We start from the raw sequence: 24,110 nt of genomic DNA, 5'->3' as shown, positions 1-24,110 counted from the left end.
AGCGACCCACGGGAGAGGGGCTGGCCCCGGACCGACCTAGGGGCGGCTAGTAGTCCACCTCCCTCATCGCGCCGGGGCCTGCGATTTCGCAATCCCGTCTGAGTAGCGATCCGGTGGCGTACGGCGGGACTCATCGAGTGCGAAGCCCTGGTCAACTCCGGCAATTAGCGATGGAGTTGCTCACTCTTCGTACTCCTCTTCCTCGTCGTACTCTGCTTCGTCCTCGGGCTCTTCTTCTTCGTACTCCTCCTCGTCTTCGTCGTACTCACCGTCGTCTTCACGTGCCGCCTCTTCTTCGAGTGCTTCTTCGTGGCTTTGGACCACTTCGCCGTCGCGGATTTCTCCGCGCCAGCCCTCGGCTTCTTCATCAGTGAAGGTGACGTGGCGCTGGAAGTTCTTGAAGTCGAGCCTCAGGCGACGCCCCTGGGCGCGCCACAAGTTGCCGGTCTTTTCGAAGAATCCCGACGGGTAGTACTCGACGACGAGCACGAGACGTGTCAGGTTGGGTGTGAGTTCATGGAAGCTGATGCAGCCGTGGACCGTGCCTTTCGATCCCTCGGAGGACCAGACGATCCGCTCGTCAGGCACTTGTTCCTGAACGGTTGCCTTCCAGCTGCGAGTTGAGGGACCGACCTTCACCTTCCAGTCGCTGGTGACGTCGTCGTTGCGGGACGCGCTGCGGACCCCTTTGGTGAAGGTGCTGAACTCTTCGTACTCGGTCCACAGGTTGTAAGCCGTGCGGATCGGTACACCCACGTCCAGGACTTCAATGATATTCATCGACTTGTTGCTGCCGGATTTTTTGCCGCCTGCCCCGCCGAACACGCTCTGTGCTTTGCCCAGCACGCTGTCTTTGAGACCCGTGACCTTCTCGCCGGCGATGGCCTTCAGGGGAGAGTCGCCTTCGAGGATGCGCCCGGCGATGCCAGGTAGCGCTCCGCCGTGCCGCCCCCGGCAGAGCCCCTGCCTCAGCGGCAGGTGGCTCTCATCGATCTCCTGGACCGTCTCTTGAGCGGCGGCGTCGTACTGACCGGGGACGTTGTGCTGTCCATCGCAGACATCGATCTCGTACGCGTCTCACTGCGAGCCCTTATCGCATCCATCAGCGAACAGAACCCCTCCCCATGGCCGACGAACGCGCAGCTAAGAGGCGACCATGAAGGCTGACGGAGCCAGCAAGCCACCGAGCCGCGCCGACGAGGTCGCGCAGGCCGCCGAACGCGCCTTCCGGCTACTCCCTGCCGCTCCACGTACATCGCCCCCCGTCGGCGACGGCTTGGCTGTTCCAGCCCGGCGGATCAGCTCTGACCCCGACACGGTGGAACGAGACCTCATGAAGCTGGTTCTCACTCTTGTGGAATTGCTGCGCCAGCTTATGCCCGGGTTCGACGTAATTCGCGGGTTCTAGAGGTCCCGCAGGGGTGAACGCGCAGGTCACCGTGTCGCGATGGGCGTGGACGCCCGAGAATGCCTAGAGACGCGATTTTCTTGATTCGCCTGCGCTGGCTTGTTGCTTCGGCCTATGGTCTGGAGCCGTGTACGTGAAGACGACGAAGCGGGAGAACAAGTCCGGCACGGTCCGGTACCTGCACCTCGCCCACAACGAGTGGGATCCGGTGAAGGGCCGGGCGGTGCCGAAGGTGCTGTTCACCTTCGGCCGCGAGGATGACCTGGACCGCGACGCGGTCAGGCGCCTGGTCGCGTCTCTATCGAAGCTCCTGGAGCCGGGTGACGCGCTGGCCGCGACCGCCGCCTCGGACCTGGAGTTTGTCTCCTCGGTGCCGTTCGGCGGCGCCTACGCGCTCGACCAGCTGTGGCGCCGGCTGCGGATCGACCAGATCGTGGCCCGGGTCGGGCAGCCCAAACGGGGTCGCCGCCGCGACATGACCGCGACCGAGCGGGTCCTGTTCGCCCTGGTCGCCAACCGCGCACTGGCCCCGTCCTCCAAGCTCGCCGCGGCGGACTGGATCACGAACGACGTGCACATCGACGGCCTCGCGGAGACCGGCGAACAGACCTGTTACCGGGCGATGGACTGGTTGCACGAGGTGAAGGACGACCTGGAGAAGCAGGTCTTCGACGAGGTCGCGAACCTGCTGAACCTGGAGGTGGACCTGCTGTTCTTCGACACCACCAGCACCTACTTCGAGCTGGAGGAGCCCGACGAGCCCGTCGCCCGCGACGACGCAGGCCGCCGCCTGGACGCCGACGACACCGGCGGCGACGCGAAGCAGGCCGGGTTCCGGACCTACGGCAAGTCGAAGGACTCCCGCGACGACCTGCCGCAGATCGTGATCGGCATGGCGGTCACCAGGGACGGGATCCCGGTCCGCTGCTGGTGCTGGCCGGGCAACGCCTCCGACCAGACCCTGATCCGCCAGGTCAAGGACGAGATGCGGGACTGGACCCTCTCCAAGATCGTGTGGGTGGCCGACCGCGGCTTCTCCTCCGCCGAGAACCGCCGCTACCTGCGCAAGGGCGACCACGCCTACATCATCGGCGAGAAGCTCCGCTCCGGAAGCCCCGAGGCGCAGGCCGCCCTGTCCCGCCAGGGCCGCTACCAGGACGTCGGCGAGAACATGCGCGTCAAGGAGGTGCGGATATCCGACACCGACCGGTTCGTCATCTGTCACAACCCCGAAGCGGCCGAGCGCGACCGGCACATGCGCGAACAACTCGTCGCCCAGCTGGCCGACTTGATCGCCGACACCGACAAGCTCAGCGACTTCAAGCGAGGCGAACTACGCGGACGGATCGCCGACAAGCCCGGCCTGAACCGCTACCTTCGCGCCACCCCGGCCGGCAAGCTCCGCATCGACCAGGCGAAGATCAAGGCCGAGGAGAACCTCGACGGGAAGTACCTCCTGCGCTGCTCGGACCCCCACCTGAGCGCCGAGGACATCGCCCTGGGCTACAAGCAACTGCTCGAAGTCGAGCGCGGCTGGCGCGACATGAAGCAGATCATCGACCTGCGGCCCGTCTACCACCGACTCGAAGAACGCATCCGAGCCCACGTCATCCTCTGCTGGCTCGCCCTCCTGCTGATCCGCATCACCGAGACCACCACCGGCAACACCTGGCCCCACATCCGACGCGAGCTCGACCGCCTCCATCTGGGCACCTTCACCGGCCCCGCCGGAACCTTCCAGCAGGTCACCGCCCTGACGAAGCCCCAGCGAGACCTGCTCGCGAAGCTGCAGATCCCCGCCCCCAAGCAGGTCATCGCCCTTCAGCCCGCATCCCGCTGACCAGCCAAAACGCGACCGCCTAGAGAAACGCCCTCCAGGCGGCCACACCCACGTCCGCCCAGGTCAGACCCCAGATTCGATCCTCCAGGCCGCCGAATTACGTCGAACCCCGGTTATGGAGCGGCAGGCAATGCACCGTGTTGATCAAGCGGACCTCACCGACGAACAGGAGGAACGGCTGGGAACGACGCTCATGCTGCTCCACGATCGTATGAGCGATCTCTGCAGTCAGTACGGACTGACCATGGAGGAGCTCAACCTGGACCTTGGGCCGCTGGGCTCGTTGCTCCCGCCCGCTGGCTGAGGTTGCAGACCTCGTTGTGCCCTGCACGGATGGCGGGGCCTTGAGGCGCCGTGCCGTACCTGGACTTGTCGTGACCCTGACAGTTCCAACCCCGCATGCCTCGGAGCCGTGCCGCGGTCCGCGACCAAGCCCTTGACACTGCCGCGGTAAGGCACGCATGTGCCGTCGGCGTCTTCAGTGCCGACCGTGTGCGCTGTCGGCGGCCCCGCCGAAGAGGCGGGCCACTGCGCGGAAGGGCAGGGTGACGACTGTGGCGATAGCGCCGCCGATGGCGCGCAGGACGTCGGCGATGGCCGTGAACATAATGAGTCCTCTCTTCGGGAATGCTCGGCTTCGGTCCAGGCCCGCTGCACAGGCGGGGAGCGATCACAGGGCGGGTGTCCTGACGATGGCCTCCCAAACTCCGCAGGCGGCCCCGAGATATGCACGGGTCGCTCGGTGACCGGGGGGACAGGATGTGTGGATCACGCTCGGTGGGGCACTCAGACGCAGGTCTGCACGACGAACATCGATGTCCACGGCGCCAACAGGGCCATCGGCGCGTTCCACCACCAGCGCGCCAGTGCCAGGCGAGCAGCGGCGCCGTACCAGCCCGCCTCGAGCGACTGGACGGCGGTGTCCCGCTCGCGTCCGGGGCCGGCCGGCGCGCTGTGGACCGAGTGTCAGGCCGCGGAGACATCCCAGGCGAGGGTGCGCCATCGCATCGAGCTCGTCTCCTCACTTGCGTAGGTTCGTGGTGGGCGCCGCAAGATCCGTCGCAGTCGCCGCTGTCAGTGGCAGGCGTAGCGCGCTGTGGCCGTTGTGCCATGCGGCCAGCAGTCGGGCGGCGAGGCGGTCCTCAAGCAGACCGGTGGCCCGGATCCCGAGGACGACGTCCGCGGTCAGTTCCGGCTCGCTCTCCAGGAGGCCTCCGATCACGTCACGACGTACGACCTGTTCGTGCACGGCGTCCGCCGTCACGTGCTCGTCGTAGAACTTCTGGGCAGCGGCCCCAGCCCCTGCCTTGCGCAGCGCCTGTGCGAGGCGCCGCGAGCCCGGCGAGGATGTCACCTCGACAGTGGCGAAGTGCCCGACGAGCGCGCCCCGCAGCGCCCGGTGCAGCCCGAACAGGGACATCAGGTTCACCGTCGCGAGGGCCTGCACCGGTGCCGCGTCCACGTAGTGCCCGTAGCGGGTCTCCAGGCCGAGGTCGGTCATGAGGTCGGCGAACAGCCGGGCGTGGATCTCCTCGGCTCGGCCCGCCCCGAACTCGTCGAACTCGACCGCGGCCAGCGCCGCCTTGGCCCGCCCGTGCAGTCGTGGAATAGCGAAGGCGTGCGGGTCGGCCTCCTTGAGGTGGTACAGCGAGCGCAGGGCGGCGTACTCCCTCAACTGCCACAGTTCGCCCGATCGTTGGAGGAAGTGGGTGACGCTGGACGGGTCGTGACCCATCGGCTCCACCAGAATCTCGTCCAGGGCCTCACGCACACCGCCGCCAGGTAACACGTCGGCGCGCAGCGCATCGAGGAAGCACCGCTCCAACCTCCTCCGCAGGCACAGCAGTTCGGGATCCCATTCCCGCTCGTCCGGTACCGCGTCAAAGCCCTGATAGTGCAGTTCGTACAGGACGTAGAGCGCGATGTGCAGGTCGTCGCCGTACGGGTCGAAGGGATCCGTCACCAGCGGCGGTGCCGGGAGCGCTTGGTCGGAATGCAGCGCTTCGATCACGAGGGACGACAGCGGTCCGCGCGGGGCGGGCAGCGCAGGGCTCAGGCGGCGCGGGTCGTTGGACGCACTGGCCGTCGTCATGTCTCCTCCTCCGAGCGCCCAGGACACTTGCGGTGGCTCGTGTCGCACCACGGGTAGGCGCCGCTGCGCCGGCAGGTGCAGATCGCGACGGTGAAGCGGTCGGAAGTGTGGATCTCCCCGTCCTCGCCGACAACTTCGACGGGGCCCTCGATCAGCAGCGGGCCTTCCGGGTCGACGGTGACCCGGCGTGGCCGTTCAGGAACGTTCGGCACGGATGGCCACCAGCTCTTCCTCGTCCGCGTCCTCGTCCAGCAGGCCGGCGCCGCACAGCCATGTGCGGCGGGCCCGCAGCACCGGCCCGAACGGCACGTGTGCGCGGGCGACGACCTCACCCCTCAGCCCCTCGTCGGCGAGGCGCCGCAGGGTGGTGTCGGTGCCGCACAGCGCGGAGTGCACGACGAGCAGGGTGCCGCCGGGCCGCAGCAGGCCGCGCGCCGCCGCGCAGACGCGGTCCACGACGGCACGTCCGTCGACGCCGCCGTCGTAGGTGAGGGCCGCGCCGCGGTACGGCCCCGGGGTGGGCGCCGGTACGTAGGGCGGGTTGCTGACCACGACGTCGAAACTGTGGTCCGGCAACGCCGCCGTCAGGTCACCGCGCCGGACGGATACCCGCTGCCGGGCCAGGACAGCGTTCAGCCGTGCCGTGAGGACAGCCCTGCGGGAGATGTCGACCGCCGTGACCCGCGCCCCGAGTCTCGCCGCCCGCAGGGCGAGCGCTCCGCTTCCGGTGCCCAGGTCCAGGACATCGGTCCCCGGCCCGAGGCCCTCGCTCTCAAGGACCCGGCCCAGCAGTTCCGTGTCGCACTGAGGTCTGTACACGCCTGGCAGGGCGACGACTCCCTGCCGCCTCCAGGGCCTGTACACGCGGGGTGCGACGCGGGGCGAGGGCGGGTTCTGCACAGAAAGAGGCATGGCATCCTGCCCATGGGGCTTGGTTCGCGCCGAAGCGCCTGACCTGCGTCTGAGTGCCCCACCGAGTGCCCCACCGGGCGTGATCCACACATCCTGTCCCGCCGGTCACCGAGCGACCCGTGGCAGCCACCGCATCGTGGGACGGCGGGCGACGGCGGCCACCACTTCCAGTACGTCCCCGCCGCCGAGGCCCGCGTGGAGCCACGCCGATCGCTGGGCATTGCCGTGCCCGGCGATCCGGGCGACGCCTCCCATGGCGTCGGAGAGGGGGAAGCGCCGTTCTCCGACGACGAGTTCCCCCTCGAAGAGGGCGTCGGGGGCGGGCACGATCTGGGCGGCGGGCAGTAGTTCACGCTGCCAGGACCAGCGCGGAAAGGTGTAGAGGGACTCTCTGCCCCCGGTGACCGTCAGGCGCCAGGTGATCGCGCCCGCCGTGCCTTCCAGCAGCTGGGGCGATGCCCGCACCCCCGGCACCTCGAAGTACGCCTCACCCTGGGTCGGTGGGAGGCCGGGACCCCGAACCGCACTGTGACCGGACGACCGTCCGGCGCGAAGACGGATATCCAGCCATGCACCCGGGCCGGGCCGTCGTGCTTGGGTGCCACCACTTCGTGGTGGATTCACACGCCTGTGCCGGTACACCGGGGCGCGGTTGACGCAGAGCGGGGGACGATGATGTTGACTGGCGTGACCGGTCTTCCGCTCCACACGCCGGTGTCGTGTTGGGAACGCTGCCCGCCCGACTGCCCGAGGCGGCCGTCAGACCCAACTGGATCCTTATACGGGTCCGCCTCGCTCCTGTATGTGTCGTGGCATCCGGGAGGGGTACCTGCTGTTCAGGGGACAGTGGGGTCACTGACCTGGAGGCCCACATGATTGTTTTGGGGATCATCCTGCTCGTCGTCGGACTTGTCACGGGGATCGGCATCCTCTGGACCATCGGAATCGTCCTACTGGTCATCGGGTGCATTCTTTGGATCCTCGGCGGGGTTGGTCACGCTGTGGGTGGGCGTCGACACTATTGGTGACACCTTCCTCGGCCCGCGCGCGCTCGCACGATCTGTCACAGACGTCTCGCGTGTGCATCTCGTCGTAGTGGCGTGTGCTTCTCGTCGTGGTCGGCAGCTGATGTCACGCTCGCTCCGCGGATAGGAGCCTTCCGATGGCACCAGAAGCCTTGGTGCGGGCACCCACTCCCGCACCAAGGCTTCTGAGGCCGCCCGGCGTCTACGCACCGCAGTACGACACCCGGATACTCACCGGCGCGCTGTACCGCGAGCCCATCGGTCCGGCGCCGATCTGCCGGACTCGCTAGGAGGTGAGGAGACGGTTGAAGAAGGAACGGTAGTGCTGGAGCGCCTTGCGCAGGTCTTCGGTGTTGGCTTCCTCGCCGCTCTTCCACTGGCCTTCCAGCCCACGCTTCTGTTCGGCGAAGGTGGCGGCCAACGTCTGCATGACATCGGCGACCAGAGCGTCCGCTGACTGAACGGCCTCCCGTGGCTCGTCCACGAAGGTGCTCTGGACCTTGCTCCAGCGATCGCGGAAGTCCTGGGCGTCCCCGGTCGTCAGGAGCGGGGGCGCCTCTTCTTCGGCTGGCTGTTCGTCTTGCTCCTGCTGGGCCGGCTCGGTCGTCGCAGCTGCCTCCGGCCGTGCCTCTTCTGGCGGGGGTGCCTCATCCGGCGGCGGTGCGTCCGGCGCCCCGTCTTTCGGCCCGGCGAGATCTTCGGTGGACCGGCCCGTGAGGATAGGGTCCGACGTGGAGTCGCGTTGCATAGTTCCTCCTCCTGGCGCGGCTGGGCATGGGTTAGGCACGTGCGTGGCGCGACTGGCCGCCGTTGGTGAGCAGTTCATCGAACAGCGTGCGGTAGTGCGTCATGGCCCCTCGCAACTGCTCGGTGCTTGCTCTGTGTTGCGTGCTGAGGGTGTCGATTTCGTGGGCTTCCCGGTAGTGCTTCAGGGTGCTCCCGTGCTCTACGGAGAGGTCTTTGAGGCGTTGTTCGAAGTCCTCCGTGGGGTAGCCCCTTTCGTGCATGAGTGAAGTCACCAGACGGTCCGCGTCGTGCACCGCCGTTTCGGGCCGGTCGACAAACTCTTGTTGTACGCCGTCCCAGTCGTGCCGGTAGCGTTCCCGGCGACCCTCTTCCAGGGGCTTGATGTCGAGTGCGTCATGGCGTTTCTCTCGGGCCTTGAGGTCCCGCTCGCCGGCCGTGCGGCTCTCAGCGTCTTCCACCGTCCGGTCGTACTCGGGCCCGAATTGCTCACGGAGGCGGCGACGGCGCATGAAGAGCGCCACGGCCACGCCGATCAGAACCAGCACCACGGCCACCGGGATGACGATCGCCAGAAGAGTTCCTGTTGACATGGAGAGCAACCTCCCTCGTTGCAGCTCGCCCCATAATTTTATGCTTTGTCCTCTACGTCTGGCTGGGTAACTGTCGGTTACCGACGGACGACCCGTTGGCATCCCACGCGGACCAGCAGCATGGTGCGAGCGGACCGCAGGCCGCCGGCGCCTCCTCCCGCGGCATTCGCCTGCGCGCCACGCTCACCCGTTCGCAGTCGCTCTGCATGCCCCCACGCCTCCCGGGACGTTGACTGGGACCAGCCAGGAGGCACCGCAGGAGCTATGGCGTCGACGGTGACAGCCGTACGAGGTCGGCTCATCGGGTTCCGGGCACCTGGTCAGGCCGGCAGGGACGGTACCCACGTCCGCCCCAGCCCGCCCTTGCCGCCTGCTCGATACGGCGAAGTCCGGTCGGGTACATGGGCACGGCCCGCTCGTGGCAACGCCGTAGCCGCCGCCCGCCCCTTCCCGCTCGTCGTGAAAGGTCCCCTCATGCACGAAGACTCCACGCCGTCCCGCCGCGCGTTCCTGCGGAGCACGGCAGCCGCCGGACTGGTCACGGCCGTATCCGGCCTGGCGGTGTCGGCCTGCTCCAGTTCCCGTCGGACGGAGGCCGCAGCGGCCTCGCCCAGCCCGACCGGGCCCGGTGCAAACGCCTCAGGGAGCGATCTCACGGCCAACGGCTACGGCCACACAGACGCCGACTTTGCCCGCGTGGGGTTGAAGCGCGACACCATCGAGCTCTGGGAGGACGGCTTCCGCACGGCCTCGCACAACGACGATCCGAACGTCTTCGAGTGGTGGTACTCCGACTTCACCGGCGACGACGGCACCGTCGTGTCCTTCACCCTGAGCACCCGGCTCGACGACGGCTTCGTGCCCGAGCCCGGCGAGGCCGGGCGCAAACCCAAGTCCAGCGTCATCGTGACCGATCCCGACGGAACCAGCCACGGAGGAACGCACACCTTCGGCTGGGACGAGTTCTCCAGTTCCAAGGACCGCTGCGACGTACGCCTGGGGCCCTTCACCTTCAGCGGCGACCTGAAGACCTACCACATGAAGGGCCAGTTGGGCGACTTGGGCGTCGATCTCACCCTGACGAGCGTGGCGCAGCCCTTCCGGCCCGGCACCGGCATCATCTACTTCGGTGACACCGACAAGAACTTCGGCTGGTTGGCCGTGGTGCCCTCCGGCACCGCCACCGGAACCATCACCGTGAACGGTAAAAAGCGCTCTTTCACCGGCCACGGGTATCACGACCGCAACTGGGGCAACCAGCCTTTCCCTTACGGCGTCGAGCACTGGCGCCGGGGCCGCGGCAGCGCCGGCCAGTACTCGGTGATCGGCGCCGATCTCCACCTGCGCAAGGAGTACGACTCCGCAATCGTCCCCGTCTTCCTCGTGGACGACACGAAGAGCGGCAAGCGCATGGTCGGCGCGTACGGCACCCAGACGGTGAAAGCCAAGGAGTCGGCCCCGAAGGCGTACCCCAACCCCGCTTACCCCAAGGACTATGACAGCAAGGTTCACTGGAGCTACCGCAACGGCAACGACAAGGCCGACGTCACCTTCACCGACACCAACCAGCTGATCGTCAGCAAGCAATACGTCACCAAGCCCACACAGGCCCAGAAAACCGCCCTGGACAAGCTCGGCATCGACGAGATCTGGTACACCCGCTACGCCACCAAGAGCGACCTCACCCTCGGCGTCGCCGGCACCCAATCCTCGGCCACCGGCACGGGCACCCTGGAGGCCGCCCAGTTCGGTCTGAGCGCAGCCGCACCGAAGGGCAGCGCCAGCCCCACGTCGTCGGCGTCCAGCTCCTGATCAGTTCGGTGAGCCGCCTGTGCTTCGGCCCGGGCATCCATCCGGGCCCCGCCGCCCTGTGAGGCGGAGGGGCTCCCTCCCTGGCATCGTGAGAAGGGAGATGCGATCGAGGCGGGGGAGATCACGGGAGATCTGCCAGGCGTGGAAGACACAGAGGGCCCGCAGGGGGACAGGCCGCCGACGTCCGCACCTGCGGGTGTGCTGCGGCAACTGGGCACGGAAAGGGCGATGGCGCTGCTCGATGTCCTGTGCGCCGAGGCAGCGGGCGGCCTGTACGTTCTGGACGCCGACCTGCGCAGCTTGCGCTGCGACAGCAGCGCTCCCGCAACGCCGGCCCCGGCTGCCACGGACGAGCGTGTTTCCCTGGAGGCGGGCCTGTCGCTTCCCCACGTGCAACGGGCGCTGCGCACATCCCTGGCAACAGGTGAGCCCGTGCGTGACCTGCGCTGCCTGGTGAACGCTGGCCACGGAGAGCGGCGAAAGCGGCGGGCGCTGTCCCTCTCGGCCTATCCCCTGCGCGATCGGGACCGGCAACCTCTCGGCCTGGCCGTGACCGTCACCGATATCACGGCCCGCGAGCGCGCCGAGAAGCGACTGGAGCTGCTGGAGCGGGCGGACTCGGTGATCGGCAGCTCGCTGGACGTCTTCAGTACCGCGCAGGAACTGGCCGAGAGCGCGGTCCCCGGCCTCGCGGACGCGGCCGCCGTCGACGTGCTCGACACCGTGCTGCACGGCGACGCTCCCGCGCCGGGGCCGCTCCTTGACCCGGTCACCGTACGCCGGGCGGGCTTCGCGACGGCGCGAGCGGGCAGGGGGGGTGTGCATGAGGTGGGCTGCGTGCGCGTCATGCGGCAGGGCACACCGTACGCCTACGTGCTCGCCGATCTGACCCCGCGCGTGGTGAACGATCTCGGAGGTGACGACGCGGCAGCGTGGCTGTCGCACGATCCGGACCGGGCAGCGTTGTTCCGGAGCGCCGGAGCGCACTCGCTGCTGGTGGTGCCCCTAGCCGCTCGCGGCGTGGTGCTGGGCCTCGTCGCGTTCTACCGTACGGGGGAGTCGGAGCCGTTCGACGACGCGGACGCCGACGTGGCCGGGGAACTGGCGACGCGGGCCGCGTTCTGCCTGGACAACGCGCGTCTCTACACGCGCGAGCGAACTCTGGCCCGGATCGCCCAGCGGGAGTTGTTGCCGAGGCGCATGCCTGCCACGCGTGCCGTGGAGACGGCCTACACGTATCTGCCCGTGGCGGCGGGCGGAGCCTGGTTCGACGTGATCCCGTTGTCCGGGGTCCGCGTGGCGCTGGTGGCGGGTGACGTACGAGGCAGTGGGCTGCGCGCAGCCACCGCGATGGGCCAAGTCCGCACTGCCGTCCACGCGTTCGCCGCTATGGACCTGGAGCCTGTCGAACTCCTGACGAGGCTGCATGAGCTGGCGGCCGGCGTCGCCATGGAAAAGCGGCCGGCGCAATTCCCGGCGCAGGTCGACGGCTCTGCGCCGCACGACCGCGAGATGAATGATGGCGCGCTGGCGAGCTGCCTGTATGTCGTGTACGACCCGGTGACCCTGCAGTGCGAGGCCGTCAGCGCCGGGCACCCGCCGCCCGTGGTGACGCCCCCGCAGACAGCGCCGTACCTGCTGGAGCTGGTTCCCGGTCCCGCGCTGGGGCTTGGGGCCGCCTCGTACCGGTCGACGACCGTCGAACTGCCGACGGACAGTGTGCTCGCGCTGTTCAACGACGGCCTGGTGCGCGGCACAGTTCGGGACGACGATCGGCTTCCCCTCCTCATGCACCACCTGGCCCGGGCCTGGGAGCGCCCGCTGCGGCAGCTGTGCGACACGCTGGTGACCACCGTGCTGCCCGACGGCCCCGAGGACGACGCGCTGCTGCTTCTCGCCCGCACCCGGGCCCTGGGCCCCCACGACCTCGGGTGCTGGACGTTGCCCCACGACCCGCGCAGCGCCTCCCGGGCCCGGCGGCTGGTTGCCGGCCGACTGGCCGAATGGGGGCTGGACGACGTGATCCCCGGTGCCGAACTGATCGTCAGCGAACTGGTCACCAACGCCGTTCGTTACGCCGAGGGCACCATCGGCCTGAGTCTGATCCGTGACGACGCGCTCACCTGCGAGGTCACGGACTCCAGCAGCGCAGCACCCCACCTGCGTCTCGCCGACGAGTCCGACGAGGGAGGCCGCGGCCTCTACCTTGTCGGGACGCTGGCCAGGCGCTGGGGCACGCGTCACTCCGCCCGCGGCAAGACGATCTGGGCCGAGCTGCAGAATCCCTGACAGCCGTCAGGGGCCGTTTCAGCGTGCTCTTGCGAGGAACTCCGCCATGCGGAGCGCATCCGCATGACCTCCGGCTGATCTCCGCCTGATCTCCGGCCAACCCCCGGTGCGTAGCGGGCCTCGAGCCGCCCGTGGGGTGCGGACCTGACCCCGCACCCCACGGGCCCCCATCCATCGGCCTGCGCACTAGGGTCTGATCGCCACCGCCAGGACACGGTGGCGTTCGACGAGGAGGGTGGCCGCGATGACGCAGCAGTTCGGTGACTACCAGCACGAGATCTACTTCAACGCGCTCGGGGGCGTCGTCCCCGAGCTGCCCATGGCCTTCGCGGAGTTGGAGCAGCGGGCCGGCGAGGCGCTCGCGCCGTCCGTGTGGTCGTACGTCGCGGGTGGCGCGGGCGACGAGTTCACCCAGCGCGAGAACGTCACCGCCTTCGAACAGTGGGGGCTCATTCCGCGCATGTTCGTCGGGGCGAACAAGCGGGACCTGACCGTCGACCTCTTCGGACTCAAGCTCCACAGCCCGCTGTTCATGTGTCCCATCGGCGTGATCGGGCTCTGTGGGCAGGACGGGCACGGGGACCTCGCGACGGCGCGGGCCGCCGCGCGCACGGGAGTTCCGATGGTGGCCTCCACCCTGTCCGCGGACCCCATGGAGGACGTGGCCAAGGAGTTCGGGGAGACCCCCGGCTTCTTCCAGCTCTACACGCCGACCGACCGCGACCTCGCCGAGAGCCTCGTCAGCCGCGCCGAGGCGGCAGGCTTCAAGGGGATCGTCGTCACCATGGACACCTGGGTCACCGGCTGGCGGCCCCGCGACCTGACCACCGGCAACTTCCCCCAGCTGCGCGGCCACTGCCTCAGCAACTACACCTCCGACCCGGTCTTCCGCTCCCGGCTCCCGCAGGGCCGCGCCGATGACACGCAGGCCGTCGTCATGCAGTTCGCGAGCGTCTTCGGCAACCCCCTGACGTGGGACGACCTCCCCTGGCTGCGCTCGCTCACCAACCTGCCGCTCATCGTCAAGGGCCTGTGCCACCCCGAGGACGTACGGCGGGCCAAGGACGGCGGCGTCGACGGGATCTACTGCTCCAACCACGGCGGGCGGCAGGCCAACGGAGGCCTTGCCGCCATCGACGCCCTGCCCGAGGTGGTGGAGGCCGCCGACGGTCTGCCCGTGCTGTTCGACTCGGGGGTGCGCTCCGGAGCCGATGTGGTCAAGGCGCTCGCCCTCGGCGCGACGGCGGTCGGCATCGGCCGCCCCTACGCCTACGGCCTCGCCCTCGGCGGCGTCGACGGCATCGTCCACGTGCTGCGGTCCCTGCTCGCGGAGACCGACCTGATCATGGCCGTCGACGGCTATCCGACGCTCGCCGATCTCACTCCGCAGGCGCTGCGTCGCCGGCGCTGACCAGCGGCGCGTGGGGTGCGGACCGGTCCAGTTCGACCCCGAACCGGGCCCCCGCGAGCAGCGCCAGGTTCGACACCCACAGCCAGACGAGGAAGACGACGACGCCCGCCAGGGAGCCGTAGAGCTTGCTGTAGGTGCCGAGCTGCGAGGCGTAGAGCGTGAAGCCGGCCGACGCGACGAGCCAGATCAGCGCGGCCAGCAGACCGCCCGGCAGGCCGTGCCGCCACCCTCGGGCGGCGGGCGGCCCGGAGCGGAACAGCACCAGGACGAGCAGCGCCACCAGGCAGAGCAGGGCAGGCCACTTGAGGAGGTTCCAGGCCGCGGCGCCCAAGTCGCCGAGCCCGAGCCAGTGCCCCAGCGACTGGGCGAGGGATCCGCTGAGCACGAGGACGAGCGCGCTGGCCACGAGCAGCGCCAGCAGGGTGCAGGCGGTCAGCAGGATGCGGTGGGCCTTGCGCCACGCGGGCCTGGTGTCGCGGACACCGTGCAGCTTGTTGAGGGCCCGGCGGAACACGGCCGAGTAACTCGACGCCGACCACAGGGCGCTGACGGCGCCCGCGATCGTCACGGTGAGCGCCGCGGACCGCTCGTGTGCCATGTGGCGCAGGGCGCCGTGCAGCGCGGCACCCGACTCTGCGGGCGCCCAGGCCGTCACATGCGCGATCAGGGCGTCCGTCGTCGCCGGGCTGACGAGACCGATGAGCGAGACGGTCACGAGCATGGCGGGCAGCAGGGCCAGGATCGCGTAGTACGTCAACGCCGCGGCCCAGTCCGACACGTCGTCGTTCCACATCGACACCGGCGTGCGACGCAGCGCCGCCCACAGCCGGCGCCAGGACATCGACTCGGCGCCCGGCACGGGGCCGTCGCCCTGGTCGTTGTCGCCTTCGTCGGTGGCGGAGGAGGCGGCCGTGGCGGGGGAGGGGACGGTTCGGGTGACCTGGGCCGTCGGCCGGGTTCCCAAGGCGTGCTCGTCTCGGTCGGAGGGCGCCCGACGGCCTCGGCGGGAGCGCCGGTGTGCGCGGGACATGGTCTGCGATCATCTCATCGCCGACCCCGCAGCGTGCCGGGGGAGTCGTGGATCAGGGGCGTACGGGGACGTTCCGCGCGGTCCAGTCGGCGAGGACGCGTGCGCAGTCGGCGACCGTCTCGCGCCAGGTCCTCGCCGCCCCGTCGCCCGCTTCGTCGCTGACATGCTTGACGATCCGCAGCGGAACACCGGCCTGCTGGGCGGCGGACGCGAGCGCGTAGCCCTCCATGTCGACGAGCGGGGCGTGCGCGGCCAGGCGGGCGCGGGCCGCCTCGTCGGAGATGAAGGAGTCGCCGGTCGCGAGGACGGGACCGCCGTGGTCGGGCAGGTCGATCGGCGCACCGTAGATCTCGCCCGTGAGCGAGGCGAGCACGGCGTTGTCCAGGTCGTGCTGGATCACGGAGCCGATGACGTGGGTGCCCGTCCAGCCGGGGCGCAGCGCGCCCGCCGTGCCCAGGTTCACGATGCCCGAGGGGTGCGGGCCGCGGGCCAGGACGGTGGCGAGCGCGGTCGCCGCGTTGACCTTGCCCATCCCGGTGAGCAGGACGGGGAGATCCGTGTCGAGGAACTGCGCCTCTTCCTTCACGGCCAGCACGAGCAGGGGGCGGCCGGCGGTGATCTCACCTATGAGTTCCATGCCGCAACGGTAGCTCCGGGCCGGTCGCCCACTCGCAGCCGGGGCATGGCACACGCGGTCAGCGGCCGCGCACCGCGCCGTCCGGATGTGTGGCTCAAGTCAACAGAGGGGCGGCGGGGTGGCGCGGGGGGCGTGGGCCGATTGGACGGGCCGGTGGGGGTGTGGGGTCAGTCGCGACTGGGGGCGGTGGCGCCTGCGCGGGGCGTGAGGCCGAGCAGCCGCAGGTACATCGCCGTCAGATCGGCGACCGCCCGGTCCCGGTAGCCCGGGTCGGCGGCCACGGCCCGTGCGAAGCCCGCGACCATGCCGGCCGCGGCGGTGGCCACGGACTCCGGCGAACCGGCCGGCTCGGCGAGGCCCTGGCGCACCAGACGGGCGATGTAGCGCGCGGTGCGCCCGCGGGGGCGGTCGTTGATCTCGTCGCGCAGCACGCGCATCGCCGGATCCGTGAGCGACTGGTGCTCGAGCACGGTCAGGAACGCGAGGTTGTCCACGTAGGCGTCGAGGAACGCCGCGTTGGTCCGCTCGGCGAGCAGATACGGGTTCTCGGCCTCTGGGGCCGCCGCTTCCTGGGCCGCCAGGAAGCGGTCCCGCAGATCGGCGGCGAGCACGGCGAAGACGTCCTGTTTGGAAGCGAAGTAGACGTAGAACGTGGCGCGGCCGACGTCGGCCTCCGCCGTGATGTCGGCGATCGTCGTGCGCGCATAGCCGCGCTGCTCGAAGACCGTGCGGGCCGCCGTGAGCAGTCGGGCCCGCGTGGCGCTGTCCTGGCGGTCCAGCTTGTCGCGCACGGTCCAGGAATTTCTCGCGATCGGCATGGCCCCAGCTTATTGACGTTGACGACGGCGTCAACGCAGACTGGGCGCGCCATTGGCGTTGACACCAGCGTCAATGCACTGGCGCATCGGTACGTCCGGCACGCCCCGAAGCCGTGTCACGTACAGCCCAAGCAGTCACGTACAGCCCGACGCACGCACTGCAGCCCGAAGCCGTCACGTACAGAAGGCCCGCGTTCCGAGCCCGTGGAGGAGACGTCCGATGACAGGTGTGCTGATCGCCAACCGGGGCGAGATCGCCGTCCGGATCCACCGCGCGGCGTCGGCGCTCGGCCTGCGGACCGTGGCGGTGCACTCCGCGGACGACCGCTCGGCGGCCCATGTGCGGCTCGCCGACGAGGCCCACCTGCTCAAGGGCGAAGGCGTAGCCGCCTATCTGGACGCGCGTCAGATCGTGGAGATCGCCGGGCGCGCGGGATGCGACCTGGTCCACCCCGGCTACGGGTTCCTCAGTGAGAACGCCGGCTTCGCGAAGGCGTGTGCCGAGGCGGGGCTGACCTTCGTGGGTCCCACCCCCGAACTCCTCGCTCTCTTCGGCGACAAGGCGAGCTCACGGGTGCTCGCCGTGCAACACGGCGTCCCCGTCCTCGCGGCCACCGGCGCCCCGACCTCACTCGCGCAGGCCACAGATTTCCACGCCGGCGCGCGCGACGGCGTCATGGTGAAGGCGGTCGCCGGGGGAGGCGGCCGCGGCATGCGCGCGGTGCACGACGCCTCGGACCTCGCCCGGGCGTACGAGCGCTGCCGCTCCGAAGCCGAGCGCGCCTTCGGCAACGGCGACGTGTACGTCGAGCAACTCCTGCCCCGCGCCAAGCACATCGAGATCCAAGTCGTCGGGGACGGCACCGGACAGGTGACCCATCTGTGGGACCGGGAGTGCTCGGTCCAGCGCCGCAACCAGAAGCTGATCGAGGTCGCGCCCAGCCCGTGGCTCCCCGCGCGCACGCGTGACCTGCTGATCGAGGCCGCGGTCACGATGGCTTCGGCGACCCGGTATCTCGGCCTCGGGACCTTCGAGTTCCTCGTCGACGTGGACGACCCGGACGCCTACTACTTCATCGAGACCAATCCGCGCCTCCAGGTCGAGCACACCATCACCGAGGAACTCACCGGCGTAGACCTGGTGGCCACCCAACTGCGCCTCGCCCAGGGCAGGTCGCTGGCCGAACTCGGCCTCCTCCAGGAGGACATCCCGCAGCCGCGCGGCTTCGCGGTCCAGACGCGCGTCAACCTCGAAGAGCTGTCCGCGGACGGCGCGGCCCGCGCCTCGCAGGGCACGCTGACCGCCTTCGAGGCACCCGGCGGCCCCGGCGTGCGCGTGGACACCCACGGCCGCGCGGGCCTGGAGATCAAGGGCTCGTACGACTCGCTCGTCGCCAAGGTGATCACGCGTACGGTCCGCGGCGGCTTCGCCGACGCGGCCGGGAAGGCGGCCGGGGCGCTCGCCGAGTTCACGCTCTGCGGGGTCCCCTCGAACATCCCGCTCCTTCGCGCCGTTCTGCGCCACGAGGCCTTCCGGGACGGCACGGTGACGACCGCCTTCGTCAACGAACACCTCGACAAGCTCGTACCGGGTGCCGCCCCCTCTCAGGAGAGCCACGGCTCGGTCCTCACCGCCCTCTCCGCGGGCAGTGTCGTAGACGTCTGTGTGGAGCCGGGCGCCGAGGTGGCGGCCGGTGCGCCACTCGTCGTCCTCGAGGCGATGAAGATGGAACACGTCCTGACCGCGCCCCGCGGCGGAATCGTGCGCGAGGTCCGCGCGAACGTCGGGGACGTCGTCCCGGCCGGTGCCGAACTCGTCGTCTTCGCACCTTCAAAGGGCGAGGACAGCGTCGACGAGGGGGCGGCCGACGTCGGTCTCGACGTGATCAGGCCGGACCTCGCCGAGGTCGTCGAGCGCCACCGCGTGGGTCTCGACGAGGCCAGGCCCCAGGCCGTCGAGCGCCGCAGGCGCACCGGCCACCGCACCGCACGCGAGAACCTCGCCGACCTCTGCGACCCGGGCAGCTTCACCGAGTACGGCGCCCTGGCCATCGCCGCACAGCGCCGCCGCAGGACCCTGGACGACCTGATCGCCAACACACCGGCCGACGGGATCGTCACCGGCGTCGCCCAGGTCAACGGCGATCAGTTCGGCGACCGGCGGAGCCAGTGCGCCGTCCTCGCGTACGACTACACCGTCCTCGCCGGCACACAGGGGATGCTCAACCACAAGAAGACCGACCGCATGCTCGAACTCGCCGAGCGGCAGCAGATCCCGGTCGTGCTCTTCGCCGAGGGCGGCGGCGGACGTCCCGGCGACACCGACATGATGGCCGTCGCCGGACTCGACGTCCCCACCTTCGCCACCCTCGCCCGCCTCAGCGGGCAGGTGCCGACGGTCGGTATCGTCGCCGGGCGCTGCTTCGCGGGCAACGCCGCGCTCCTCGGCTGCTGCGACGTCGTCATCGCGACCGCCGATGCCACCGTCGGCATGAGCGGCCCCGCGATGATCGAGGCCGGCGGCCTCGGGCAGTTCCTGCCCGAGGAGGTCGGACCCATGCCGGTCCAGGTACCGAACGGCGTCGTCGACATCCTGGTCGACGACGAGGCCGGGGCCGTGGCGGTCGCCAAGCAGTATCTCTCCTACTTTCAGGGCGACTTGAGTGACTGGGACTGCGCGGACCAGCGCCTCCTGCGACACGTCGTCCCCGAGAACCGGCTGCGCGCGTACGACATACGTGAGGCGGTCACCCTCCTCGCCGACACCGGCTCGGTCCTGGAACTGCGTCGCGAGTTCGGCGTCGGCGTCATCACCGCGCTCGTACGGGTCGAGGGGCGGCCGATGGGCCTGGTCGCCAACAACCCTCAGCACCTCGGCGGCGCCATCGACAGCGACGCCGCCGACAAGATGGCACGCTTCCTGCAACTCTGCGACGCCCACGGCCTGCCCGTGGTCACCCTGTGCGACACCCCGGGGTTCATGGTCGGCCCCGACGCCGAGAAGACCGCGACCGTACGGCACTTCAGCCGGCTCTTCGTCGCGGGAGCCCACCTCGGCGTCCCGGTCTTCTCCGCTGTGCTGCGCAAGGGCTACGGTCTCGGCGCGATGGCGATGACCGGCGGCGGCTTCCGCGCCCCCACGGCGATGGTCTCCTGGCCCACCGGCGAGATCGGCCCGATGGGCCTGGAAGGCGCCGTCCGGCTCGGCTACCGCCGCGAACTCGAAGCCATCGCCGACCCGCAGGAGCGACAGGCCACGTACGAGGCCCTGCTCGCGGAGCAGTACGAGCAGGGCAAGGCGCTCAACGCGGGGACGACCTTCGAGGTCGACGACGTGATCGACCCGGCGGACACCCGCCGCTGGATCACCACGACGTTCGCCCAGCACCCCACGCATCCGGATCCGTATCCGCACCCGCGTACGCCCGAGGGGCACACCCGCGGTCGATTCGTCGACACGTGGTGACGCCGGTGCGGTGAAGGTCCAGGTAGGTCAGGTCGGGACAACAAACCGAGGAGCCGCATGAAGATCGAGGAGTACCTGGAGGATCTGCGTGCCCGTCAGGCCCGCGTCCGCCCGCACGGCACACCGTCCGACGTCGTGTACCCGCTCGGCGAGATCTCCGTGCCGGATCATGTGGCGCACTGGGCGCGGCTGCGCCCCGACCGGGCCGCGGTCGTCTTCGAGGGCCGCACCGTCACCTATCGCGAACTCGACGAGCTGAGCCGCCGGGTGGCGGGACGGCTCGCCTCCGAGGGCGTCGGCGCGGGCGACCGGGTCGCCGTCCACCTGCCCAACTGCCCCCAGTTCCTGGTCGCCTTCCTCGCCGTGCTGCGCCTCGGCGCGGTGCACGTGCCGGTCAACCCGATGTTCCAGGGCGCCGAACTCGCCTACGAACTGGAGGACTGCGGCGCCGAGACCGTCATCACCCTGGACACCTTGCTCCCGCTGCTCGCCTCCGTACGCCAACAGACCGCCGTACGACGGGTGTTCGTCACCTCGCTCACCGAGATGGCCGACGCCGCGACCGCCCCGGACGCCGTGGCGATCGAGGGGCTCGCGGTCCACACGTGGGCGCAGGCCGCCGCCCACAAGCCGGTCGACGGCGCCCCCGCCGACCTCGACGCCCTGGCCGCCCTCAACTACACCGGCGGCACGTCCGGGCTTCCCAAGGGCTGCATGCACACCCAGCGGCACATGATCTACACCATCGCCACCAGCGCCGCGGCCACCCGCCAGACGGCGGACGGTGAGGTCGTGGTCCTGTGCTATATCCCCGTCTTCTGGATCGCGGGCGAGGACCTGGGAATCCTCAGCCCCCTGATGCTGGGCGGGACCTCGGTCCTCATGCCCCGCTGGGACCCGGCGCGCGTCCTGCGGGCGATCGACGCGCACAAGGTCACCACCATGGTCGGCACCGTGGAGAACTACCTCGAACTTCTCGACCGGCCCGACTTCGCCTCGTACGACCTGAGTTCCCTCGTCGACCCGCTCTGCACCTCGTTCATCCGCAAGCTCGACGTCGGCGTCCGGCGGCGCTGGGAGGCGGCCACGGGAGCGCACTCGGTCCTGCGCGAGGCCGCGTACGGCATGACCGAGACGCACACCATCGACGTGACGCCCTACGGGTTCCAGGGCGGGGACGAGGATCTGCACGCCGAACCCGTCTTCTGCGGACTGCCCATGCCCGGCACGGACATCGCCGTGGTGTCGCCCCTGACCGGTGAACCGCTGCCGCTCGGTGAGGCCGGCGAGATCGTCGTCCGCAGCCCCTCGGTGACGACCGGCTACTGGAACAAGCCGGACGCCACGGAACGCCAACTTCGGGACGGCTGGCTGCACACCGGCGACAACGGGAGGATCAATGAGGACGGTTGCCTGCACTACCTCGGCCGCGACAAGGACCTCATCAAGGTGAAGGGCATGAGCGTCTTCCCCGCGGAGGTCGAGATGCTGCTGTGCCGCCACCCCGCCGTACACACGGCCGCCGTAGTCCCCGCCGCACACCCGACGAAGGGCCAGATCCCGGTGGCCTTCGTGACACTCCGTCAAAAGGGCGCAGTGGAAGCCTCGGTGCTACGGGACTGGGCCCGCGAAAGCATGGCGTCCTACAAGGTTCCCCTCGTGGAGATAGTCGACGAGATGCCGATGACGACGACCATGAAGATCCGGAAGGTGGATCTGACGGCCCGCGCGCAGCAGCTCGCCGACGGCCGCTGAAGGCCGTGTTGACGCGCGCCTCAGGTCTTCGGCATGAGCGTGTGCAGCAGGTCGACGCAACTCCGGAGATCCGGCTCGGGAGATGCGTGGTCGCCGGCCGCGCCCAGTGACCACTGCTCCAGGGCGGTGCGGGTCACGGCGAGCGCGATGCCGGTGAGGAGGCGGGGCCGGGGGTCGGCCACAGGGGCGGCCATCCGCTCGGCCACCGCCTCCCTCACCTGTTCCTCGAAGGCGCCGAACCGCGCGTGCAGCGCCGCCCGCAGCTCCGGGTGCCGGTCGGCGATCCGGAAGGTGGCCTGGACGAGTTCACGGTCGGGCACGACATCGTCCGTGATGTGCGCGGACAGGACGTCGAGCAGTTCGGTGAGCGTGGCCCGCGGAGCCGGGTCGCCGTGTGTGAGGCGCAGGCGGAGCGCGTCAGGCAGCGGGGGCGGGCTGATGGTGAGCGCGGATTCCTTGCTCGGGAAGTAGTTGAAGAACGTGCGCGGGGAGATCCCGGCGGCGGCACTGATCATGTCGACCGTCACCCCGGCCAGGCCGTGCCCCTCGACGAGCCGTACCGCTGCCGCGTGGATCGCGTGCTCGGTCTCGCGGCGGCGCCTCGCGCGAAGGCCCTCGCCTGCAGCGGACGACGTACGGGCCGGACTGGGCATGGCGACAGTCTCGCAGGTCGCACGACGCGCCCGTACAGGGCCCGGCGGGCCGTGAACGCCCCGGGTCGGAACCGGGGCACAAGCGGGTGGGAACCGGGTCAGAAGTAGCCCCTCTCGCCGTCGAGAAGCTCACGGATCGCGTCGAGGTGACCGGCGTGCCGGGCCGTCTCCTCGATCATGTGCAGGAGGATCCACCGCAGATTCGCGGCGCCCGCGCGGAAGTCGGGGTGCCGGCCCGCCTGGTCGAGGGAGTGCGCCGCGGTGATCTCGTTCGACCGGGCGTACTGGCGCGCGTACTCGCCGAGGAGCTGGTCGAGGGGGACGTCGTCGACCAGCATGTCGGCGTCCTCGGGCCCGTCGTCGAACTGGGGGCCCTCGGCCGCGCCGCCCATCAGCATGACCTCGAACCAGCAGTGCTCGACCCACCGCAGATGCGACACGACCCCCGCCAGGGTCATGGCGGGGGACGCGGGGAGGACGGCGCGATGGGCGTCCTTCTCGGACACGCCCTCGCACTTCCACTCGACGATGGCGCGCTGCATGTCCAGCCAGGCGACCAACTGCGTTCGCTCGTCGGCGTCGTAGGGAGGGCGTATACGAGGAAGAGTCATGGGCGGGGACGCTACTGGTCCGGGCGGACCCGGCGCACGGGAATTTCCCGTGGGCGGATCGGGGCGCCTCATGCCGCGGGGCGCGTCTCACGTTCCTTGGCGGCCGGGACCGAGGCGGGACGAGGCTCGGGGTGCTGCTCGGGGTGGGGCCCGGATGGGACCTGGGGCCGCGGTTCGGGGCGGACCTGTGTGCGCGGTGGGCCCGGCTGTGTGAGGGCCGCAGGAGCGGCCGTGTGCTCGGCGGCGGGGGTGAACGCCGGCCCGGGCAGGCGCACCCGTCGCGGAGCGGCTATGACGTGGCAGTGCGGGGCGCCGAGGCGCTCGCCGAGCCGGCGCACGTCCCTCGGCAGGTCGCGCCGCCAGGCCATGGCGACCACGGGCGCAAGCAGCATGAGGGCGCCCACGAGACGGCACTGCACCGTGAGGCGCAGGAGCGTGCCGCGGCGGCGCGGGGAGAGCGTGAACGAGTACACCGGCGTCTGGGCGCCGAGCAGGTTCCACATCCGGTCGCCACGGAAGACGAGGTGCTCGCCAGGGACGTACGCCACGCACTGGAGCAGCTGGTCCCGGTGGCGCCCCGGAAAGCGGTACACATGAGCCACGCCCGGACCTGCGGGTTCTGCGCTCTCGGCGACGGTGTCGACCCCCGAGAACCAGAGTTCGAGATTCCGTGCGTCGGAGAGGAAGTCGTACACCTCAGTGACGGATCGGCCTATGTGGACGTCCACGGAAATCTCCGGCATCACGCACCTCCCCGGCGCCCGTCCGGTCGTCGGCGCGGTTGCCGACGGGTACGCACCCCACGGGCTCTACCTTCCAAACGTGCGTGCGGATCGGCTCCACGACATCTCGGGTTAGCCCGTTCGGGTGGTGGGGCGTGCGCGTTCGGTGGTCGCCTGCCCGGAACGCCGCCTGTCATGCGGCTCAGGGCGGCCGGGGGTGTAAAGGGGGTGCGGGGGAGGTGTGAGGGGGCGGGGCCGGGCCACCACTCATCGGGGGACCCGGCACCGAGTG

The 24,110-nt window shown here is 70.0% G+C and carries 22 protein-coding genes and 2 pseudogenes; 10 read left to right on the top strand and 14 right to left on the bottom strand.

The features are described from left to right. Nucleotides 1-180: 180 nt before the first annotated feature. Nucleotides 181-945: pseudogene (locus ACY0PA_RS06175) on the bottom strand (SRPBCC family protein); the annotation flags it as partial. Here ACY0PA_RS06175 and ACY0PA_RS06170 point away from each other — a divergent pair. The 4 genes and pseudogenes from ACY0PA_RS06170 (at nt 943) to ACY0PA_RS06155 (ending at nt 3,552) form a co-directional block, all read left to right on the top strand. Next, entirely contained in the window at nt 943-1,167 is a 225-nt protein-coding gene (locus ACY0PA_RS06170; protein ID WP_473083713.1) for a gas vesicle protein, read from the top strand. The pseudogene ACY0PA_RS06175 and the gene ACY0PA_RS06170 overlap by 3 nt on opposite strands. Then, nucleotides 1,157-1,378, top strand: a pseudogene (gvpK, locus tag ACY0PA_RS06165) (gas vesicle protein GvpK); the annotation flags it as partial. The gene ACY0PA_RS06170 and the pseudogene gvpK, both read left to right, overlap by 11 nt. Nucleotides 1,379-1,535: 157 nt before the next feature. Next, nucleotides 1,536-3,248, top strand: coding sequence for an IS1634 family transposase (locus ACY0PA_RS06160; protein ID WP_473083712.1), 1,713 nt, complete (start codon nt 1,536-1,538; stop codon nt 3,246-3,248). A gap of 130 nt (nt 3,249-3,378) precedes the next feature. Beyond that, nucleotides 3,379-3,552: a gas vesicle protein K gene (locus tag ACY0PA_RS06155; protein WP_473083711.1), complete on the top strand. Its 174-nt coding sequence runs from the start codon at nt 3,379-3,381 to the stop codon at nt 3,550-3,552. A gap of 174 nt (nt 3,553-3,726) precedes the next feature. Here the strand turns inward: ACY0PA_RS06155 and ACY0PA_RS06150 are convergent, their stop codons facing one another. From ACY0PA_RS06150 to ACY0PA_RS06130, 5 genes are all read right to left on the bottom strand, one after another. Then, nucleotides 3,727-3,855 carry an LPFR motif small protein gene (locus ACY0PA_RS06150; RefSeq protein ID WP_384681378.1) on the bottom strand — a complete coding sequence of 43 codons (129 nt, stop codon included), beginning with the start codon at nt 3,853-3,855 and terminating at the stop codon, nt 3,727-3,729. A 414-nt stretch (nt 3,856-4,269) separates the two neighbouring features. Next, the gene (locus tag ACY0PA_RS06145; protein ID WP_473083710.1) at nt 4,270-5,340 is read right to left on the bottom strand and encodes an iron-containing redox enzyme family protein; all 1,071 of its coding nucleotides are present in this window, start codon (nt 5,338-5,340) and stop codon (nt 4,270-4,272) included. Beyond that, nucleotides 5,337-5,552: a CDGSH iron-sulfur domain-containing protein gene (locus ACY0PA_RS06140; protein WP_473083709.1), complete on the bottom strand. Its 216-nt coding sequence runs from the start codon at nt 5,550-5,552 to the stop codon at nt 5,337-5,339. Before ACY0PA_RS06140 ends, ACY0PA_RS06145 begins: the two co-directional genes overlap by 4 nt. After that, entirely contained in the window at nt 5,536-6,159 is a 624-nt protein-coding gene (locus ACY0PA_RS06135; RefSeq protein WP_473083708.1) for a HemK2/MTQ2 family protein methyltransferase, read from the bottom strand. The genes ACY0PA_RS06140 and ACY0PA_RS06135 overlap by 17 nt, the downstream gene beginning before the upstream one ends. A 198-nt stretch (nt 6,160-6,357) precedes the next feature. Continuing rightward, entirely contained in the window at nt 6,358-6,717 is a 360-nt protein-coding gene (locus ACY0PA_RS06130; protein ID WP_473083707.1) for a hypothetical protein, read from the bottom strand. A gap of 407 nt (nt 6,718-7,124) precedes the next feature. On the opposite strand from ACY0PA_RS06130, the gene ACY0PA_RS06125 reads away from it, so the two are divergent. Next, the gene (locus tag ACY0PA_RS06125; RefSeq protein WP_473083706.1) at nt 7,125-7,280 is read left to right on the top strand and encodes a DUF6131 family protein; all 156 of its coding nucleotides are present in this window, start codon (nt 7,125-7,127) and stop codon (nt 7,278-7,280) included. A gap of 283 nt (nt 7,281-7,563) precedes the next feature. Here the strand turns inward: ACY0PA_RS06125 and ACY0PA_RS06120 are convergent, their stop codons facing one another. Next, nucleotides 7,564-8,025, bottom strand: a complete 462-nt coding sequence (locus tag ACY0PA_RS06120) for a hypothetical protein (RefSeq protein ID WP_473083705.1) — start codon at nt 8,023-8,025, stop codon at nt 7,564-7,566. A gap of 31 nt (nt 8,026-8,056) precedes the next feature. After that, nucleotides 8,057-8,614 (bottom strand): EGFR-like transmembrane domain-containing protein, encoded by a 558-nt coding sequence (locus ACY0PA_RS06115; RefSeq protein ID WP_473083704.1) that lies wholly within the window; start codon nt 8,612-8,614, stop codon nt 8,057-8,059. A 474-nt stretch (nt 8,615-9,088) separates the two neighbouring features. Here ACY0PA_RS06115 and ACY0PA_RS06110 point away from each other — a divergent pair, with 474 nt between their 5' ends. The 3 genes from ACY0PA_RS06110 to ACY0PA_RS06100 all read left to right on the top strand — a co-directional run bounded on the left by ACY0PA_RS06110 (nt 9,089) and on the right by ACY0PA_RS06100 (nt 14,126). Continuing rightward, nucleotides 9,089-10,426 (top strand): hypothetical protein, encoded by a 1,338-nt coding sequence (locus ACY0PA_RS06110; RefSeq protein ID WP_473083703.1) that lies wholly within the window; start codon nt 9,089-9,091, stop codon nt 10,424-10,426. A gap of 141 nt (nt 10,427-10,567) precedes the next feature. After that, nucleotides 10,568-12,715 (top strand): ATP-binding SpoIIE family protein phosphatase, encoded by a 2,148-nt coding sequence (locus ACY0PA_RS06105; protein WP_473083702.1) that lies wholly within the window; start codon nt 10,568-10,570, stop codon nt 12,713-12,715. Between the two features lie 244 nt (nt 12,716-12,959). Beyond that, a complete protein-coding gene (locus tag ACY0PA_RS06100) occupies nt 12,960-14,126 on the top strand; it encodes an alpha-hydroxy-acid oxidizing protein (RefSeq protein ID WP_473083701.1) in 1,167 nt (388 codons plus the stop codon). Here ACY0PA_RS06100 and ACY0PA_RS06095 read toward each other — a convergent pair. The 3 genes from ACY0PA_RS06095 to ACY0PA_RS06085 form a co-directional block, all read right to left on the bottom strand. Continuing rightward, entirely contained in the window at nt 14,095-15,090 is a 996-nt protein-coding gene (locus ACY0PA_RS06095) for a YihY/virulence factor BrkB family protein (protein WP_473083700.1), read from the bottom strand. The genes ACY0PA_RS06100 and ACY0PA_RS06095 overlap by 32 nt on opposite strands. A gap of 118 nt (nt 15,091-15,208) precedes the next feature. After that, nucleotides 15,209-15,793, bottom strand: coding sequence for a nucleosidase (locus ACY0PA_RS06090; RefSeq protein WP_116500556.1), 585 nt, complete (start codon nt 15,791-15,793; stop codon nt 15,209-15,211). A gap of 167 nt (nt 15,794-15,960) precedes the next feature. Then, entirely contained in the window at nt 15,961-16,611 is a 651-nt protein-coding gene (locus ACY0PA_RS06085) for a TetR/AcrR family transcriptional regulator (protein ID WP_473083699.1), read from the bottom strand. A gap of 220 nt (nt 16,612-16,831) precedes the next feature. Here ACY0PA_RS06085 and ACY0PA_RS06080 point away from each other — a divergent pair, with 220 nt between their 5' ends. Both ACY0PA_RS06080 and ACY0PA_RS06075 read left to right on the top strand, forming a co-directional pair. After that, entirely contained in the window at nt 16,832-20,077 is a 3,246-nt protein-coding gene (locus ACY0PA_RS06080) for a carboxyl transferase domain-containing protein (protein WP_473083698.1), read from the top strand. Nucleotides 20,078-20,134: 57 nt separating this feature from the next. Continuing rightward, the gene (locus ACY0PA_RS06075; protein WP_473083697.1) at nt 20,135-21,832 is read left to right on the top strand and encodes an AMP-binding protein; all 1,698 of its coding nucleotides are present in this window, start codon (nt 20,135-20,137) and stop codon (nt 21,830-21,832) included. Between the two features lie 20 nt (nt 21,833-21,852). Here the strand turns inward: ACY0PA_RS06075 and ACY0PA_RS06070 are convergent, their stop codons facing one another. The 3 genes from ACY0PA_RS06070 to ACY0PA_RS06060 form a co-directional block, all read right to left on the bottom strand. Further along, the gene (locus ACY0PA_RS06070; RefSeq protein ID WP_473083696.1) at nt 21,853-22,485 is read right to left on the bottom strand and encodes a TetR family transcriptional regulator; all 633 of its coding nucleotides are present in this window, start codon (nt 22,483-22,485) and stop codon (nt 21,853-21,855) included. Nucleotides 22,486-22,583: 98 nt separating this feature from the next. Beyond that, nucleotides 22,584-23,096: a DinB family protein gene (locus tag ACY0PA_RS06065; protein WP_473083695.1), complete on the bottom strand. Its 513-nt coding sequence runs from the start codon at nt 23,094-23,096 to the stop codon at nt 22,584-22,586. A 68-nt stretch (nt 23,097-23,164) separates the two neighbouring features. After that, nucleotides 23,165-23,839 carry an SRPBCC family protein gene (locus ACY0PA_RS06060; RefSeq protein ID WP_473083694.1) on the bottom strand — a complete coding sequence of 225 codons (675 nt, stop codon included), beginning with the start codon at nt 23,837-23,839 and terminating at the stop codon, nt 23,165-23,167. Nucleotides 23,840-24,110 lie beyond the last annotated feature (271 nt).

This window comes from Streptomyces sp. DS1-CR2 (assembly GCF_055760475.1).
The sequence above is the reverse complement of the archived record's forward strand: the minus strand, read 5'-3'. Positions and strand labels throughout refer to the sequence as shown.

Coding starts and splice junctions, on each gene's coding strand:
- ACY0PA_RS06155 (WP_473083711.1), top strand. CDS start 3,379: ATGCACCGTGTTGATCAAGCGGACCTCACCGACGAACAGGAGGAACGG.
- ACY0PA_RS06150 (WP_384681378.1), bottom strand. CDS start 3,855: ATGTTCACGGCCATCGCCGACGTCCTGCGCGCCATCGGCGGCGCTATC.
- ACY0PA_RS06145 (WP_473083710.1), bottom strand. CDS start 5,340: ATGACGACGGCCAGTGCGTCCAACGACCCGCGCCGCCTGAGCCCTGCG.
- ACY0PA_RS06125 (WP_473083706.1), top strand. CDS start 7,125: ATGATTGTTTTGGGGATCATCCTGCTCGTCGTCGGACTTGTCACGGGG.
- ACY0PA_RS06120 (WP_473083705.1), bottom strand. CDS start 8,025: ATGCAACGCGACTCCACGTCGGACCCTATCCTCACGGGCCGGTCCACC.
- ACY0PA_RS06115 (WP_473083704.1), bottom strand. CDS start 8,614: ATGTCAACAGGAACTCTTCTGGCGATCGTCATCCCGGTGGCCGTGGTG.
- ACY0PA_RS06110 (WP_473083703.1), top strand. CDS start 9,089: ATGCACGAAGACTCCACGCCGTCCCGCCGCGCGTTCCTGCGGAGCACG.
- ACY0PA_RS06100 (WP_473083701.1), top strand. CDS start 12,960: ATGACGCAGCAGTTCGGTGACTACCAGCACGAGATCTACTTCAACGCG.
- ACY0PA_RS06090 (WP_116500556.1), bottom strand. CDS start 15,793: ATGGAACTCATAGGTGAGATCACCGCCGGCCGCCCCCTGCTCGTGCTG.
- ACY0PA_RS06085 (WP_473083699.1), bottom strand. CDS start 16,611: ATGCCGATCGCGAGAAATTCCTGGACCGTGCGCGACAAGCTGGACCGC.
- ACY0PA_RS06080 (WP_473083698.1), top strand. CDS start 16,832: ATGACAGGTGTGCTGATCGCCAACCGGGGCGAGATCGCCGTCCGGATC.
- ACY0PA_RS06075 (WP_473083697.1), top strand. CDS start 20,135: ATGAAGATCGAGGAGTACCTGGAGGATCTGCGTGCCCGTCAGGCCCGC.
- ACY0PA_RS06070 (WP_473083696.1), bottom strand. CDS start 22,485: ATGCCCAGTCCGGCCCGTACGTCGTCCGCTGCAGGCGAGGGCCTTCGC.
- ACY0PA_RS06065 (WP_473083695.1), bottom strand. CDS start 23,096: ATGACTCTTCCTCGTATACGCCCTCCCTACGACGCCGACGAGCGAACG.
- ACY0PA_RS06060 (WP_473083694.1), bottom strand. CDS start 23,839: ATGCCGGAGATTTCCGTGGACGTCCACATAGGCCGATCCGTCACTGAG.